Source organism: Bacteroidota bacterium (genome assembly GCA_017303905.1).
Classification (GTDB): domain Bacteria; phylum Bacteroidota; class Bacteroidia; order B-17B0; family Aurantibacillaceae; genus JAHEYG01.
In genome coordinates, this window is sequence record JAFLBH010000005.1 from 52178 (window position 1) to 68741 (window position 16564).

Genomic DNA, 16564 nt, shown 5'->3' on the forward strand with positions numbered 1-16564 from the left:
TAGAGAGTAAAAAAGGCTACAGGAATCTAAAGTTTTTAGTAAAGTAATAGCCGCTGTGATATTTATTGGCTGCCCCGAGATAGTTGAAGCTGCAGATGCCCTTAGGAAGATAGCTGCGGTAGTCTGATGCTTAGAAAATAGATCTTAACAAGAATGCCTTGAAAATATTTAATAGTCAATATCTTCAATTTCACCTTCCACCTTACGAGTTAGCTGCATGAATACTTCATGCAAATCAGAACCCTCAGCGTTGAGGGGATCGATGTGTTTGATCAATTTAGTTCGTAGGTCAAATAATTCTTCCTTTTGCTTTGAATCAGCATTTTTAACCAGCTCCAACTTCATTAGTTCATATTGTGAATTTTGTTTAGGATTAAAGTATCCGTTTAATTCGGAACACTGATGACAAATTCCTTTTTTGCTGATAAGCGCGCATCGATGATCGAAAATAATAGTCATAGTTTTACGAGCATCGTGCAGATAATGTTTTACAGTAGGAACAGTTGACTTTATGATCTCTGTTATTTCTTTAACGGTAAAGTCGAACATGTCCTTTAGTATTAAAGCGATTTGTTGTTCGATTGGAAGTGTTTTGGACATACAAGTAAAACAGAAATCGATGTGCTCTTTTATTTCGTAAAGACCATATTGAGAATACTTATTCTTGTTGATGAGTGCTTCTTCTACATCCATGCTAGCTTCAGCATGTAATCGAGCCCTATCCTGAGAATCAGATTCCCATCGCCTACGCCCCCTTAAAAAATCAATACACATGTGCGTTGCTATACTAAATACCCATGTTTTGAGGCTGGATCTTCCTTGAAAAAGAGCGATTTTTTCGAAGGCTTTAACGAATACATCATGGGTTATATCTTCAGCATCACTGCGATCAGTAACCAGCCTGTATACATATGCCTTTAACTCCTTTTGAAATGGATTAAAGAGTTGATGAAAAGCAGCTATTTCACCAGCTTTTGCTTTAGCTATTAATTCCGAATTTTCCATTGTACATCTTTTAGACGTATTAAGATACTAAAATGATCCTAATGAAATTAATGTGTTTACTTTAATTCCCAATTTGCTAAAAACACCTTGAAATCATCTTCAAGTGCATCAAAACTCTCTCCGTAAATTAATTGAAAAGCACTATCATTAGAGGAAAGCTGTTTCCAGAATTCAGCGAAACTGTCAATTCCATATTTCTGTATGAGATATTTTAAGAAAGCGGCAGACAATAAAGACTTCTCCTGAACAAGCCTACTGTACTGTTTACCATTAGAAACAACAAGTGATAGATCCAGGCCGGGATTCTTATTCATTAACTCCTTTGCTTTTTTGTAGTATGAGAATTTAAAGAAGTTATTTTCGTCGGCCAGGTATGCCCAACCTTCATTCACCAAGGTATAGTATGTAGATGTTTTTGGTATTAGGCCCCAGTATTTTTGCGATAAAATGTGGCTGAGTTCGTGCCATGAGGTTGCGTTGTTATAAGTACAGTAAATAGAGTTATAATCCTGAATAGAATGCGCGTTAGAGCTTACTTGTGTGTACTTGTACTTGTCCTTTTGAGATTTAAACATCCAAAAATATATTTTTGAATCAGAATCAGGCTTAGAAATATTCATTATGTTTAATAAAGTATCCTGACCTTGAATTTGTTTTTGGAGTAAATTTGAAACTGTCTTCCTTGATAAGCCCGAATAGTAGTATAGGGTAATGTTTGCGGTGGCAAGCGAATCCCACTTACAAGAATTCTTCAAATTTGCAGGGTTATTCATTTGCATAATTGTGGACGTGAATTTTGGTGAACAAGATTCAAGCATAATGATACAAACTAAATTCAGAATAAGTATGGAAGCATAAGATTTTACAAAAAGATTTAGCATACAGCAATTTATTTCGTCTTAAGCATTATTTCTTCACTGGCTTTTTTAAAATCGTAGAATTTTATACAGGCAGATGAATCAGTTTGAATTGAGAATTGTCCTTTACCAGGGGCTTCCATATTGAATAAATTTTGTCCTTTAATGTTTGTTCCGATGTAAAATAATTGGCCGCCTTTTTGAGGATCGTTAATAAGTATACCAACCTTTTGTCCAAACAATTCTTCTTTTGGAACGAATAGAACAATGCCTTCACCGCTTGGACCATCTAAACCAAGCGCGGATAATCCTCTATCGTCATAATAACCAAATCCGCCTTTCTCGAGTCCTTCTTTATCATTAAAAGCTAAACCATACGGACCATTAATAGCACGTTTCGTTAATTTACCTTTTATATTAGCATATGGTGAGGCTCCCAGGATAACGCGATCATGACCAGAAGCGTCCAAGATCAATACCCCGGATAAAGTATCTTTTCGTAGCCTTGTTTTAGGAGACACGATTTCAGGAGATATTATTATTCTGTCATTTCCATACTTATCTTGAACTACGATTTCGTTAGTTCTAATGGAGTCAAAATTCTGATTACCCTGGGTGACAAAACCTGAAATTAATACCCAAAGTATGCCGACGAAGAGCATAGTGGATTGTATCTTGCTAACTCTTTTAAGTGACCTAATCTCGTTTTCTGTTTTGCTTTTATAGTTATCAAATTCTGTAGTTTCCATATCTTAATAATTTAATTCGAAATCATAGATGAAGAGGCTATGTTACCCTTCTTAAGGTAGTGTACATTCTATTTTCCACAAAAATTATTTGACAAAGGACGTTTGTAATTAAAGTTTTATCGATCACCTATAATTTTGCAGTTTTAACTATGAATAAATCGATATTCAGTTGGGTAGAAATTCCCGTGATTGACATGGATAGAGCTGTAATGTTCTACGAAACGGTTCTAGGAATAAAGCTACAAAGAATGAAACTTGCCAATGATCTTGAAATGAGTTTTATTACGTCGCCAACCGGTGAAGTGGCCGGAGCCTTGTGTAAATATTCTGAATATTATAAACCCTCCGTTGACGGACCACTTGTTTATTTGACTGCAAATCCGAGTATAGATATTATGCAACTAAAAATAACGTCCGCGAAAGGGAAAATACTTCGTGAAAAAACCAACATAAAGCCAAATACGTATATGGCTTTATTTATTGACAGCGAAGGAAACAGAATGGCTTTACTGGAAGAGAATTAGTTCTACTGTTGAAGGTATTTACATGGAATGTTGGGTAATTTGAAACTAAAACCGAATTTTTTGTACTGCATTATATCGATTGTGGTGGCAATTTCCATTGGGTTACGGTGCATTTGCGGAAGTAAACCAAACATTGCGTAGCTGATTGGGTTGATAGCCGGAATAAAAGTTTCCCAATCGAAGCCCTTACCCCAAATTATCCCGTTAACGTTATAATTAAGATCAGCATCGTAATCAAGCAGCAAATGAAACATCTCCTTAGAGGCATTTGAATTTTGATTCACAGTATGAAAAATCGGTGATTGACCTCCAAAACCAAAATCATCCTTACCGGCAGGCGTATTTACATTCATTCCTTTAGCCAAGAGTAATTTCCCACATTTTATCAGATTGAATTCGGCGCAAATGTGCAATAAGGAAGCCTGAAAAAGCGGCGTGTAAGCAGAACGAAATGAATAGGTTTTATTTAACATACCCGGGAATTCGTTCAATACAATTGAAACTCCAGATACATCATCAAGCAAAAGATAGTTAAGTAGTTTATCGTTACTAGCACAGTTATGTTTGCTAAGGACGCGAATACAATCAGTAAACCTTGGAGAGCGCGTGTACATTGACAGGAACAATTCCAATAGTGAAGATCCTTCATAAACAGTATTTGAATCAAGGCCGTCCTGAAAGCATAACTGAAGTCCTTCCGGCGAATGTAGCTCCATTTGATGTAGAGCATTTTTTATTATTTCAGTATTGTTAGACATAAGTTTAGGAAGACTTAACAATTGAACTGCCGATGAACATCAGTGTATTAGTTTCAGGAATGCCAATGTGAATTTCACGCATGCCGTAATCCTGATCAAACGGCGGTTTTACTTTTAAGCCGATGACTTTATCTTTAATTGAATTCCATAGGACATCAGCGTTATCGACTTCTAAGTAAAATTCCATTTGTCCTATATTTTCGCCTGCACTGAGCAAGTGAACAGATATATGATCTTTTACAAGAATTTTATAACTGTCGTAATTCAGTACAGTTGTAAAGCCGAGGATGTTGATAAAGAAATTGGCCGTTATACCCAAGTTATACGAGGGAATCATAGGAGACAAATAAATAGGTTTATACATACAAGGTTTAAATTAATGAAATACTCAGCGGCGTTTGCTACCTGGATTAAGATACCAAAGAATAAGAAAAGGGAAACTGTGAAGAAGTGCACCAACAGAAAGGCAAATCATTACTTGAGAAAAATTTAGATGCGTGTAAATGATGCCTAAAATATAAATCGGAATGTAGAGAAACAATGCCGTGAACAGACCAGGAAAATAACCTTTAGCGTGTATTGATTTGCCAATATGTAAACAAGCATTAAGAAATACAATTGATACAATTGACATTATATAAAGTTTGTTTTGGATGAAAAGTACAGAAGACACAGCTAAGAGAAACATAAGGTTTGTAATGATAAGCCAAGTGGTTGAAATGGTTTTACCAATCTTAGACATCATGCTTTTAAACTTAGAAGCAAAGCCACCCGGATAAACAAATTCTTCAAATACATGAAGTAGAGAAGCTATAAGCAAAGCCACTTGCATTAATTACAGCTTTTAAGTTTTCCGTTCTCGTAGAGCTCGATGTACTTTTTTGAGCCACCTTTGCATTTTTTTCCTTCAAGCTCTACTTCATCAGCACTAAAAAAGGTTTTTAATTTGCCACTTTTATAAAATGCCGTTTGTACCCCTGAGATACCTCCACCTCCGCGACACTTGAATCCTTGTACAAGGGTTTCATTTGGAAACACGCAGACAATTCCTTCCTGCTTCAAGTAGATCCAGGTTCCCTTAGGATATTGAAAATTACTGAGCACTTTATCCTCACTTAATTTAAATGTTACCGGATTAAAGCGCTTATCAAAATGAATCCATCCTTTTTCACAAGGAATTTGATTTATGACAGAGGTTGTACTTAATTTAGCGATTATTTTTACTGTATCACTTTTTTCTGTTATGTATTTTACCTCAGAAAGATCTGTAATGCTTACTGATTGAGCATTGATATTAGTAATCCAACTGCAAACAACAGTTATGCAGATCACCTTTACTGTTTTAATTGAGTACTTCATTTTGAATTCTTGTTATTTTGGACATCTTTTACCGCCCTGAATCCGAGGCTGCCCATTTTTAATTTCTTGTTTATCTTTTGAAATGTGCCGTTATACACAATACGGTAAACCGAATTACTATCCACTTCTGTTGATGTCCACCAATAAATAATCGGAGAATAGGAATTCCATAGAGGACTCTCTTTATCAGGTTTAATTTTATAGTTAGTTTCTTTTGTGATTTTATTCCATTCACCACCTGCGTTGTTGCCGTTTCTGGTTAAAGAAGCAACTACTTCTTCTATAGAAGGCAAACGCCAGACGCCTACAACTGTATCCTCCAATTTTAAACCGTCTTCAGAAAGATGGGCACAAATTTTATTTACATCATTCCACGATGTATAGTTAAGGTCAGACGAAGTTTGTGGCCAGCCCGGACCAGCCGGTGCCCATATGAGATTTACATTATTGCCCTTTACTTCTGTAGCTCCTTTAAAGCCATCGTTAACGCGTTTAGAAACTCTAAGAGCAGGCTCAAAACCGAAAATCAATGTCGCCAATAAAGGCGGAGCTAAAAGTATTGAACGATTCCAGTTTTTACCACCATTGGAGCCTAATAAGAAAAGAACGCCAATTAAGATCATGGGGAGAGAGAATATGACCAAGGCAGCTGAAGATCTAACCCAAAGAAGAGGGATTGCAACTCCAACAAGTATAAGAAGCCAAGCTCCAAGTTTTCTTTTAAAAATGGCAAGCATTGGCAATAAGATAAAAATTAAAGCGAAGGCATAGTACTGACGAAAAAACAGGAAAAGATTCATAATAAGGCTTTGGTAGTACCATCCTTCATGAAAATTCTCAACAATACCCCAGTACGACCATAATGTAGAAAAAATGCTACTTAGGATAACGGCTGACGAGCCTAGAATTATTTTAACCCTCTCATTAATCAATTAGTGAAAATTAGCAGCTAATACAAAGATAATATACCTGAAAGGCTTAGTCTCTCTATTATGACAAACGGCTTTTGTCCCAAACCCTATATTTTAATTAAAAGCCTTAAAAGCCATTATATTCGTGAACAGAATAAAAGTAACCTAGAAGAATATACTCTAACACCCTTAGTCCTGAATACTAACACTAAGAGAGCAGACTTAATACGAAACAAAAACTATCTTTGTATTAGATTCAGTCATGTATAAAACTGATTTATGAAACAGAAAACCATTTGGAACAGAATACTTAAAAATTTCTGGCTAAGGAATGTCTTAGTATTCATTTGTTTTCTATTTGCAAGATTTATTTTTAATCCTGAAGACACTATACTTGGTGAAGTTAAGGCTACAGTTTCTCAATTAATTCTCTTGATATTTATAATTTTTCACAACAGAATACTTATTAATGGCTTACTTCTAAAGAATCGTAAATTATTATATTTAGTTCTTTTACTTGTGTTGATCATTGTTTACTCTCTCTTGCAGGGTGTCATGTATAATCAAATCCTGCTAAAGGAGCGTTTTATTAGTTTAACCTATGTTGCCATTTACAATTTCTTTCTGGGTGCAATTGTATATTTTACTTATTTATACTTCATTGAGCAACAAAAAATACTCGAGAACAAGCTTTATATTGTTGAGATGGAACAAAAGTACCTCAAGAACCAATTGAGCCCTCACTTTATTTTCAATTCATTAAACAATATTTACTATTATAGTTTAGAAGAGAGTAAGAGAACACCTGAACTGATTCTCAAACTAAGCGAGCTTATTCGTTTCTTAAACGAATTCAATAAGAAACCCAAGATTACCATAAAGGAGGAGTTATCGTTCTTAGATAGTTATCTTTTATTTGAAAGGGAAAGGCTTGAAGACAGATGTGAGATAAACTATCAATGCGAAATAAACAAACCCAACAGAGCGATTGAACCATTATTGTTTTTTCCTCTGATAGAAAATGCCTTTAAGCATGGCACAAATACGATGGAGAAATGCTTTGTGAACATTAAAGTTAGGGAAGTGAATGACACTTTGAGTGTTATTATTGAGAACAGAATTTTGAATGCGGACATTGTATCGACACGTACCGGCAAGGAGAATGTGCAAAGAAGGCTAGATTTATTTTATCCAAATAAACATTCGCTTCTAGTCACAAAGGAAAATGGGACCTATAAAGTTGATTTAAAAATTGAATTGAGAAATGAGTACATCGACATTTAAATGCCTTATAGTAGATGACGAGGCGCCAGCAAGAAAAATAATTGAGCGTTTTGTTAAGCGTTTTGAAGAACTGGAGTTGACAGACACAGCAAAGAACGCAATTGAAGCTATGAATATTTTAAAAGAAAAGAAGATCGATATTGTCTTTTTAGACATAAACATGCCTGAAATTTCGGGTATTGCCCTCCTAAAAATGTTGACAGAACCGCCATTAGTTATTTTAACAACAGCCTATAGCGAATATGCCTTGGAGAGTTATGAATATAATGTTGCAGATTATTTGCTTAAACCAATTCGCTTTGAGAGATTTGCAAAGGCAATAGATAAAGCTAAGGCACTTAAAGGCAATCAGCAATTAGTAAGCCTTGATAATTTTAATCAGGACATTTTTAATATTGAATTGCATGGTGAAAAAGTAAGTATACCTACATCTGAAATCAGCTATTTTCAAAGTTTGGGAAATTATATTAAGCTTTACTCTACTACAAAAAGTTATGTGTTTCTAAAGACAACTAAGGAGTTGGAGGACGAGTTAAACCCAAACACATTTGTTAGAGTGCACAAGTCATTTATCGTGAACATCAATAAAATAAACAAGACCGCTTTAGATTTTATTGTTGTAAATGAAACCAAGATCCCGATTGGAAAGACATTTAAAAAATACTTCAAAAGCAAAATTAAGGATCAATAAGCTTTAGCAGTTTGTAACCAATAGCAAATAACCAAAGTATAGTAAGTATTGAGGTTAAGATAAATCCAATACCAAATGGTTTGAAGAAAGTAAATCCTACTGAAGACATCACACCAGTAATACCAATGACATAGCCAAGAACTTTACCGGTAGAACCGAAGCTTGATTTGGGAATGCCAAGACAAACTAAAGCAATACCTATTGAAGGCAAAGAGATCAAGTAAAATGCTGAAAGAGGGGAATTAAGCATCTTGATTAATGAGGACGAAGAAAGTAAAATGAATGAATTTTGGCTAAGTGCGAGGAAAGATTTTGAATCTTCGCTAAATCTTAACAGTTGAATATAGCCAGGCCATGTGTATATAAGGTCAATAACAACAAACAAAATAATAAGAGCGGAACCTACGGACACTTGATACAAATTATTTTTACTTAAGTTATTAAATAGAGAAATAATTAAAGGGATGAATAAAATATCTGTAATGATTGAAAGTATAATTATTCCAATCCATTCACAGCGGTAGGTATTTAAATGTTTAAGCGCTTTGGTCGGATCATCAGGAAGTTTACCAGATGAAACATATAAATATGTAATTACTATATATAAGGCACCTATAGTTAAGGCTGATAATCCTCCGATTTTTTTCATTCTTAATTATCTCAAAAATAGAACCAGGAAGTTCTATTATTAACCGAATATCTTACATTGTGACAAATGTCTTTCGTCACAATTATTAAAACACTCATTAGCCTATCTACGCTTTTATTAGCACCATTTTATTGCCACAAATGATAAAAGGACTTAATCATAAAATACGCCATAAAGTTATGCTTTAGTTTATTTTTGATAAGCAATGATTAGTTTATGCACAATAAGACGGTTGTACTACTTGCAATTTTAATGTTTCAAGTATATCAAGGCTACGGGATAGTAGTTAATGGATACGCCCGTGTTAGTCAATTAGCAGGTACTACGGTTACAGTAGCCAATGTTAACGAGGTGAATGATTCATTTGAAGATGGGGAATATGTAATAATAATGCAGATGCAAGATAATGTAATAGGATCTTTTACAACAAATGTTGCTACGTTTGGCTCATTATCGTCCATCGGTTCAGCGGGATTGTACGAAGTTGTGCAGATACAATCGCATACAGAAACCGGAGGAATACCGACCACTATAACTTTTGCTTCTGCATTGGGGAACAGTTATAACATAGGAAGTAATTCATCAGTTCAGATCATTACTTTTCCGACATTAGGAAGCCCGAATTATAACCTCAGTTCAGTAATTAACCCAATAACATGGAATGGAAATATAGGAGGTGTGATAGCTTTCAATGTTAGTGGCGTACTTTCAATAAACAATAACATAGACGCCAGTGGATATGGATTTAGAGGCGGCGCGAAGAATTTAGGCACTGCGGGAGGATGTAATTCTACAACCTACATGGCAAACACGGGTGCGAATTTTGGTTTGAAAGGGGAAGGTATTTATAGAATTAATACCGGAGTAAATCCAAATTTTACAAGTGCGAGAGCAAAGATACTTAATGGTGGCGGTGGTGGGAATTCACATAACTCCGGTGGCGGTGGCGGATCAAATTGTTCGACCGGTGGCGATGGGGGACCAGGTGCGGACCTTCCTTTTTGTACACCAGCTGCTGGAGGACAAGGAGGAATATCATTATCAACTTACATAAATGCCGGAAGAGTATTTATGGGCGGAGGAGGCGGTTCGGGAGAGGGTAATGAGGGTAATGCGACCGGAGGAGGTAATGGTGGTGGAATTATCCTAGTAAAAGCGAACACCATATCAACCAGTGGAATCTGCGGAGGATATAATATTTCGGCTAATGGAACATCTATAACCTTTCCAAGCTTTGCAGATGGTTCAGGAGGAGGAGGTGGTGGTGGAAGCATTGTGCTTGAAGTAAATAATTGGGTGATTTCTCCTACCTGTCAATTGAATTTGAATGCTAATGGCGGTGATGGAGGTAATGTACAATCACCATTTGTACATGGGGGTGGTGGCGGTGGCGGAACAGGCGTGGTATTACATTCTACCAATTTACCAGTTGGTGTAAACTTGAATACTAACCCAGGTAACGGAGGAAAGAATGATGATCCAACAACCTTTTATGCTGCCAACGGATCAACGATTACATGCAATACACTTTCTTCAGGCCCATTACCTATTGAACTACTTTCGTTTGAAGCCTTCAAAAAGGGATCATCTGTACTATTAGAATGGGTTACCGCTACCGAGCTAAACAATGATTTTTTTGAAATACATCATTCCATGAATGCTATTGATTTTACAGTTATAAATATGCAAGATGGCGTGGGCACAAGCACGCAACAGATGAAATACGATTACATACATACTTCTCCTTTAGAAGGCACGAACTATTACAGATTAAGGCAAGTGGATTTTGATGGAAAATACAGTCTAAGCCCTATAAGAGCCGTAAAATTTAATACGAGTAATCCTGAAGTCAAAATATGGCCCAATCCGGCAGACCATACCTTAAAAATTGAAAGTGATGAACGATTGGATCGAATAGAAATTTTCAACGATATAGGCCAATTAATTTTAGAAAAAGGGCTTGAAACAAATTCACTTGAAGTAAGCCACCTGGCAGATGGTGTTTATATCTTAAGAATAGACAACAAAAATTATAAACTTATAATAAACCATAACCCATGAAAAACTTATTATTACAATTTATGATTCTTTCCGCGTTCGTTGGAAACAGTCAGAGCTTTATTAGAAAAGCGGGTGCAAATGACATCGATCATTTGAAAAAGATAATTGCCTTAAATAACAATTATTACCTGGCCGGTAATACTTATTCCTTAGGCACATCCCATATTCAGGTAATTAAGACAGATTTGAATGGCAATCAACTATGGAATAGCATTGCGCAAGGAAATGTAAATGATTTTACAGCCGATTTAGTTAACTTAAATGGAAGCAAGATTTTAAGTGGGGGCACAACAAGAAAAATTGTTGGCAGCCAGAATATTAGTGATGGCTATCTTCAATTGCAGAATCAGGCAGGAACAATACTTTGGCAGAAAACGTACTCCGTGATGGGGAATGAAACCTATTTCACTTCGATTGTGAATACAAATGATAGTGGCATTGCAGTTTTAGGCGGTTACTACGATAACATGAATAACAACATCAATTTCTTAAGTAAACTTGATAGTAATGGCGTCGTTCAATGGATCATGGAATATTCAGGCTCAGGCTTTCTCACTTCCGATAATTTACTACAACTATCTAATAATGATTTCCTGATTACGGGGAGCATAGGTTTAGGGTTTCAAATGAATAACGCTGTTGCCTATAGAGTAAGCTCAACTGGTAATTTAATTTGGAGCGAAATAATAAACTACGACAATGTTAATTCTCAAAACTCATCTTTCTATCACGCAGCAGAATTGCCGAGTGGCAATATTCTTCTAAGCGGTTACAGTGATTACTTTGGGTCGGGAGCAATGGATTATATAGTGACAAAAATTACAGGTAACGGTGCGCTCATTAATAATACTTATTACGGGACCAATCAAATAGACTGGTTATACGATGCAAATTACAATCCTGTAACAAATAAATTGATACTGTGCGGTGAATCGGGAGGGATTGGTAATCCGTCGCAAAGTGATGGTCTTTTGTTATCAATAGATACTACCGGTATACTCCTAGGCAGTTGGGCTGCAGGTGATACGTCAGCCAGTTTTAAAATTGAACGTATAAACTCAATCATTCAATCGCCTTCAGATTTTATAGGCGTTGGATACGAATACGACCAGATGAACAGTCAGGATGATTATTATTTCTTTAAACACAGTTATAGTACCGCCAGCTGTATAAATTACACACCAAGTATCTTAACCGTAACAAGCACACCGGTTATACAAAGTTTGACATTGACAAGTAATATAATAAGCTTAACACAAACCAGTCACTCATTAACCAATGTTTCATTTTACAACGATACTACGATTTGTTCTCTCATAACCACGGATCTTCCAGAAAATGAAATTCAAATTGATTTACTCATGTATCCAAATCCAACAAGCTCAAACTTTCATATTGAATCTATAGGAGATTTGATCTCTGAAGTAACGGTATTCGATTTGATCGGAAGGCGTGTGCATACCGAAAATAATAAATCACGTTTAAGTAACCTAGACCTAACATTAGATCTAAGTACCGGAACATACATAGTTCGCATAAAAACTGAAAGCGGAAGGGTTGTATCTAAGAAAATACTCATTGCGAAGGAATAGACTTAATATAATAATTGATTATGTGGAATGTTGATTCGCTTTGGTTTGAGATAGCTATTGTAAGTATTGTAATAGCTTTGGGACAAATTTTATTCGGGCATTTTGAAGAAAGAACACCAAGAGCAAAAAAGCTTGCCAAGTATTTATTATTTCTAGGGCTAGTTGTTGGAATTTCGTGCCTTTTTGGAAGAGTTATGGCAATGGGTTTCTTATTTATTGCTATGCTTCCTGCTCTTTATATTCATATGATAATGCTTCCAAGAAAGGGAATTAATGGATGGACCGGTGAGCCAAAGTCTAAGTACTACGATTATCGGAAATGGGATAAGGATATTTTCAGGAACGAATAAAATATTAACTGAAAAGATGAAGTAACCAGATAGCCTTAATAGGGTTAACCTGTAAAATATATAAACCGTTTGTGTAATAATGCCGGTTTAAAGAAAATCATTGAACTAATTTTGTAGATATGAAAACACTTAAAATTAATTGCCTTATACTTTTATCGTTTTTGATATATAATGGAAACGCGCAACAAAGTGCTAATTCACATGTGAATCTTATCATAAAACATTATAACGATAACGATCTCGATTCATTATATTTTCTACTTGCAAGTAATTTTCAAAAGGAATTTCCTAAAGAAATACACCATGAATTTTATAAGAACAGCATTAAAGCTGCTTATGGTAAATTGAATAGTATTGAAAGGAAATCCAGCAATAAAGATGGAGATGCTTATATAGCCAATTTTGAGAATGGGAAACTAATTCTTTTGTTAAGAGTAAGTGAAAATGGTATTGAGAGTGTGCAATGGTTGCCGCCTGACCAAGCTGAAACTCCTAAAAGAAATATAGAGGAAATAAAGAGTGATAATAAAAAGGCAGATGTACTGGATGTAAAAATTGATTCTATTGTATTGGATTACCTTAGAGAAGCAAATACCAGTGGTATGAGTATTGCTGTACTACATAGAGGTAAGATCAGATATTATAACTATGGAGAAACAGATAAGAAGACCAAGAGGCTGCCTGCACTCACGACTATATATGAAATAGGATCTATTACAAAAACATTCACTGGAATTATGCTTGCTAATGCAGTTTTGGAAGGGAAAATTAAATTAGAAGATGATATAAGAAAATATATTGGTAATGACTACAGTAATCTTAGTTACAAAAATGAACCTATAAGAATAAAGCATCTATGTACTCATACTTCGTTGTTACCTTCTGTTCCAATGGATGTTGAGAATCAAGTAGGATTTAAAGCTACTGATCCGTATAAGAATTACACTAGTGAAATGCTATTCGCATACTTAAAGACTATTAAACTTGATACAATTCCTGGATCGAAATATGAATACTCAAATGTAGGTTTTGCACTTTTAGCTAACATACTTGAGAAAGTTTACAAATTACCACTGGAATCATTATTTGAAAAGTATATTACGAAACCTAACCGAATGAACAACACTTCGCTTATAGCTAAAGGATCAGAAGAGATGGCGATTGGTTATACGGCAGACACAGGATTGGAGGCAGAATATTGGAATTGGAAGTCAATTGCGGGTGCAGGAGGAATAAAATCGAATATTCAAGACATGGCAAAATATGTTGAGACGAACTTAAAATCTGATAACAAAGCGGCTTCACTTTCACATAAGAAGATTTATAATCAAGGGCAGCATGCTCAAGGAATGGCTTGGGTTATCTCTCCCGGCAAGGACACCGCGCAGTTTATCTGGCATAACGGAAGAACCGCCGGGTTTAGTAGTGTATGCGGATTTATAAAAGAATTGGGGTTTGGTGTTGTTGTACTTAGTAACAGTGGAATGAGTTGTGATCGGGTTGGGTTTGGAATAATAAAGCATTTAATGAAATAATATGAAAGAGATTAATGAACAGTTTAAGAGTGTAAAGAAAACATTCATTTACATAGGTCTTTTTGTGATGATTGTATTTGCTTTGGATATATACAATGTATTCAAACATCCTCTTGAGATTAAAATTATTGAGTGGTTTGCTTTGCTCTTGATCACATTTAAATTAATACCAAAGAAGGAAATATTGCACTTTATCTTTTTTTGCGCTGTTTTGTTAGGGCTCAGTTTTATATGGCAATCTGATGTGACACCTTTGCTAATTAAAGTAATCTGTACTATAGGAATTGTGCTTAATTTGAAATCAAGAATAAATGTTGCATGATAGCCGCCAAGTCTGCAATAGTTAAGGGAGCCAATATTTGGCTATTTATTCTGCTATTTACTGTAGCAATTATCCTATTGTGTAGTTGGTTAGTAGTTCAATCGGAACATTACACAACTCATTCAAAACTTCTATCACTATTTCTAACCATAGATATTGGATTGATTATCCCGTTAATTTATTACTTAATTGCCGCTAAAAAATTAAGAGCACCGTCAGTTACTACCCTTGTGATATTTATCGCATGCCTCGGGATTGCAACCATTATACTTCCTGATAAAGATCAATTTTACCTTGACAAATTAAAGTACTTGCTTTTCGTTACGGAATTGACTCTCCTTATTTACGGCATTGTTAAAATTAGAAGCATACGGAAGACGTATGCTGAATTTGCGTTGCAAAGAAATGATTTTGTATGGAGCCTTACACAAACATTTCAAAAACTATTTGGTAACAGTATTGCAACATCGATTATTCAAAGTGAAGTGCAGAGTTTAAGATACAGTCTCTTCTTTTGGAAGATAAGGGATGAAGTTACTCCAGGTGATGTAACTTTTACAGGGTACAAGAATAATTCGTACAAGGTGGTGATGGGTGTGATAGGATTTGTGATGCTGATAGAGTTATTCTCGGTTCATCTATTGTTATGGAGATTTGGAATGATCGTAGTTGTAATCGCATTCATACTTAGCGCTTACGGGATTCTGTTTCTTCTAGGTGATTTCATTGCAATCATTCGGAGGCCTTTATCAATAACTGAGAGTAATACCTTTTATTTAAGGGTGGGCTTAAGATGGAATGCGGAAATTAATATTAGCAATGTGGATAGTATAGTTAAGGAATCATCGAAAACGGAGAAAATAAAGGTTGGAGGATTAAATTGTGTTCTAGTAGGAAATCCTGATTGCATTTTGATCTTGAAAGAACCTGTTGTAGTTACCGGGTACTATGGCATTAAGAAAGTCACAAATAAAATTTTACTTAGTGTTGATGAGCCTGATTCTTTTATTGCAGAAATCAATAATCGAATTGCCTCTGAGAGCGGCAAATAATAATCATATCAGGTAAATTAACTGATTTGTTTCTGTTTGAGTTTGCGGCGTATTATTAAGGTTGAGATAACTGAAATCAATCCACCAATTAGTATAACACCAAATATCAAACCGGAGATAATGTGATTGCTTATTGTACTTTGTTTGGAAATTGTTTCCAGACTTACTTTGATGGCCTCCGGAGCAACATTTCTTTCTAAGAGTTTTGTTTCAGTTAATTTTAAAACGTAATCTAACCACTCAGGGTTAATGAAAGTATGATATACAATCAGGAATGGCATATAGATTGAATAGCAAACAAGATTAAGAAGTAATCCGGTTTTCAATCCGTTAAGTAAAGTGTAACTTTGAGGTAGACTTAATGCATCTGCCTTGAGGCCCTTATAGGTGACAATAATCGGAATAAGTAATACAAGATAGTCACTTATGTATCCGATATGAATATAAGTCGTATCAAGACCTGTTATGTAGATCACCAAAGACCAAGTAATGTATATAGCAGCTTGAATCAAACCAAATTTTAGAAATATTTTCATGTCAATTATCGCAAGAGTTTAGAGTGAAATTAAACGTTAAATTATTATTGAAGGTATTAAATATGCTTCAGTCAATTTCACTATTATGACAAAGGGAATTCGTCACAAAGCGATCATTATTATAGACACCTTTTAGCTTAATGGATTCTCGTTTAATAAATTTGAATCAAGGACTTTAAAACAGTCCAAATAAAGTGAAGTAAATTAACCTAATATTAAGATTATGAATATAGCAATTTTTGCCGGAGTATTTGTTGTAGTTGTTCTTGGAGGATGGTTTGTTGTAAACCGAAGGAAGAAATCGAAGGATAAGGAGTCGCGGTAATTAG

The 16564-nt window shown here is 35.2% G+C and carries 21 protein-coding genes; 11 read left to right on the forward strand and 10 right to left on the reverse strand.

Going from position 1 to position 16564, the window contains the following annotated elements:
• Positions 1–168 precede the first annotated feature (168 nt).
• From J0L69_15500 to J0L69_15510, 3 genes are read right to left on the reverse strand one after another with little or no spacing between them, the layout of a single operon-like run.
• Complete coding sequence (locus J0L69_15500; protein MBN8694599.1) at positions 169–1005, reverse strand: RNA polymerase sigma factor; 837 nt, start codon at positions 1003–1005, stop codon at positions 169–171.
• A 56-nt stretch (positions 1006–1061) separates the two neighbouring features.
• Positions 1062–1886, reverse strand: coding sequence for a hypothetical protein (locus tag J0L69_15505; protein MBN8694600.1), 825 nt, complete (start codon positions 1884–1886; stop codon positions 1062–1064).
• An 8-nt stretch (positions 1887–1894) separates the two neighbouring features.
• Positions 1895–2524 carry a hypothetical protein gene (locus J0L69_15510; protein MBN8694601.1) on the reverse strand — a complete coding sequence of 210 codons (630 nt, stop codon included), beginning with the start codon at positions 2522–2524 and terminating at the stop codon, positions 1895–1897.
• A gap of 236 nt (positions 2525–2760) precedes the next feature.
• Here J0L69_15510 and J0L69_15515 point away from each other — a divergent pair, with 236 nt between their 5' ends.
• The gene (locus J0L69_15515; GenBank protein ID MBN8694602.1) at positions 2761–3135 is read left to right on the forward strand and encodes a VOC family protein; all 375 of its coding nucleotides are present in this window, start codon (positions 2761–2763) and stop codon (positions 3133–3135) included.
• A gap of 2 nt (positions 3136–3137) precedes the next feature.
• Here the strand turns inward: J0L69_15515 and J0L69_15520 are convergent, their stop codons facing one another.
• The 5 genes from J0L69_15520 to J0L69_15540 are packed head-to-tail and all read right to left on the reverse strand — an operon-like array spanning position 3138 to position 5875.
• The gene (locus J0L69_15520) at positions 3138–3851 is read right to left on the reverse strand and encodes an ankyrin repeat domain-containing protein (GenBank protein MBN8694603.1); all 714 of its coding nucleotides are present in this window, start codon (positions 3849–3851) and stop codon (positions 3138–3140) included.
• Positions 3852–3897: 46 nt separating this feature from the next.
• Positions 3898–4230: a hypothetical protein gene (locus J0L69_15525; GenBank protein ID MBN8694604.1), complete on the reverse strand. Its 333-nt coding sequence runs from the start codon at positions 4228–4230 to the stop codon at positions 3898–3900.
• Between the two features lie 51 nt (positions 4231–4281).
• Positions 4282–4719 (reverse strand): HXXEE domain-containing protein, encoded by a 438-nt coding sequence (locus tag J0L69_15530; GenBank protein ID MBN8694605.1) that lies wholly within the window; start codon positions 4717–4719, stop codon positions 4282–4284.
• 5 nt (positions 4720–4724) lie between these two features.
• Positions 4725–5252: a hypothetical protein gene (locus tag J0L69_15535; GenBank protein ID MBN8694606.1), complete on the reverse strand. Its 528-nt coding sequence runs from the start codon at positions 5250–5252 to the stop codon at positions 4725–4727.
• Positions 5249–5875 carry a hypothetical protein gene (locus tag J0L69_15540; GenBank protein ID MBN8694607.1) on the reverse strand — a complete coding sequence of 209 codons (627 nt, stop codon included), beginning with the start codon at positions 5873–5875 and terminating at the stop codon, positions 5249–5251. Before J0L69_15540 ends, J0L69_15535 begins: the two co-directional genes overlap by 4 nt.
• Between J0L69_15540 and J0L69_15545 the strand changes: the two genes are divergently transcribed.
• The 3 genes from J0L69_15545 (at position 5874) to J0L69_15555 (ending at position 8138) form a co-directional block, all read left to right on the forward strand.
• Complete coding sequence (locus J0L69_15545) at positions 5874–6023, forward strand: hypothetical protein (GenBank protein ID MBN8694608.1); 150 nt, start codon at positions 5874–5876, stop codon at positions 6021–6023. The genes J0L69_15540 and J0L69_15545 overlap by 2 nt on opposite strands.
• A gap of 419 nt (positions 6024–6442) precedes the next feature.
• Complete coding sequence (locus J0L69_15550; GenBank protein ID MBN8694609.1) at positions 6443–7447, forward strand: histidine kinase; 1005 nt, start codon at positions 6443–6445, stop codon at positions 7445–7447.
• A complete protein-coding gene (locus J0L69_15555; GenBank protein MBN8694610.1) occupies positions 7428–8138 on the forward strand; it encodes a response regulator transcription factor in 711 nt (236 codons plus the stop codon). Before J0L69_15550 ends, J0L69_15555 begins: the two co-directional genes overlap by 20 nt.
• On the opposite strand, the gene J0L69_15560 is transcribed toward J0L69_15555, so the two are convergent.
• Positions 8125–8787: a hypothetical protein gene (locus J0L69_15560; protein ID MBN8694611.1), complete on the reverse strand. Its 663-nt coding sequence runs from the start codon at positions 8785–8787 to the stop codon at positions 8125–8127. The two genes, J0L69_15555 and J0L69_15560, sit on opposite strands and share 14 nt — an antisense overlap.
• 252 nt (positions 8788–9039) lie before the next feature.
• Between J0L69_15560 and J0L69_15565 the strand changes: the two genes are divergently transcribed.
• The 6 genes from J0L69_15565 (at position 9040) to J0L69_15590 (ending at position 15699) form a co-directional block, all read left to right on the forward strand.
• Entirely contained in the window at positions 9040–10848 is a 1809-nt protein-coding gene (locus J0L69_15565; GenBank protein ID MBN8694612.1) for a T9SS type A sorting domain-containing protein, read from the forward strand.
• Complete coding sequence (locus tag J0L69_15570; GenBank protein MBN8694613.1) at positions 10845–12440, forward strand: T9SS type A sorting domain-containing protein; 1596 nt, start codon at positions 10845–10847, stop codon at positions 12438–12440. The genes J0L69_15565 and J0L69_15570 overlap by 4 nt, the downstream gene beginning before the upstream one ends.
• Before the next feature lie 20 nt (positions 12441–12460).
• Positions 12461–12790 carry a hypothetical protein gene (locus tag J0L69_15575; protein ID MBN8694614.1) on the forward strand — a complete coding sequence of 110 codons (330 nt, stop codon included), beginning with the start codon at positions 12461–12463 and terminating at the stop codon, positions 12788–12790.
• Positions 12791–12909: 119 nt separating this feature from the next.
• A complete protein-coding gene (locus tag J0L69_15580; protein ID MBN8694615.1) occupies positions 12910–14325 on the forward strand; it encodes a beta-lactamase family protein in 1416 nt (471 codons plus the stop codon).
• Between the two features lies 1 nt (position 14326).
• Entirely contained in the window at positions 14327–14647 is a 321-nt protein-coding gene (locus J0L69_15585) for a hypothetical protein (GenBank protein ID MBN8694616.1), read from the forward strand.
• 329 nt (positions 14648–14976) lie between these two features.
• Positions 14977–15699, forward strand: coding sequence for a hypothetical protein (locus tag J0L69_15590; GenBank protein ID MBN8694617.1), 723 nt, complete (start codon positions 14977–14979; stop codon positions 15697–15699).
• Positions 15700–15716: 17 nt separating this feature from the next.
• Here J0L69_15590 and J0L69_15595 read toward each other — a convergent pair whose 3' ends face one another.
• On the reverse strand, positions 15717–16235 hold the full coding sequence (locus J0L69_15595) for a DUF4199 domain-containing protein (protein MBN8694618.1): 519 nt from the start codon (positions 16233–16235) through the stop codon (positions 15717–15719).
• Between the two features lie 223 nt (positions 16236–16458).
• Here J0L69_15595 and J0L69_15600 point away from each other — a divergent pair, with 223 nt between their 5' ends.
• On the forward strand, positions 16459–16560 hold the full coding sequence (locus tag J0L69_15600; protein MBN8694619.1) for an LPXTG cell wall anchor domain-containing protein: 102 nt from the start codon (positions 16459–16461) through the stop codon (positions 16558–16560).
• Positions 16561–16564 lie beyond the last annotated feature (4 nt).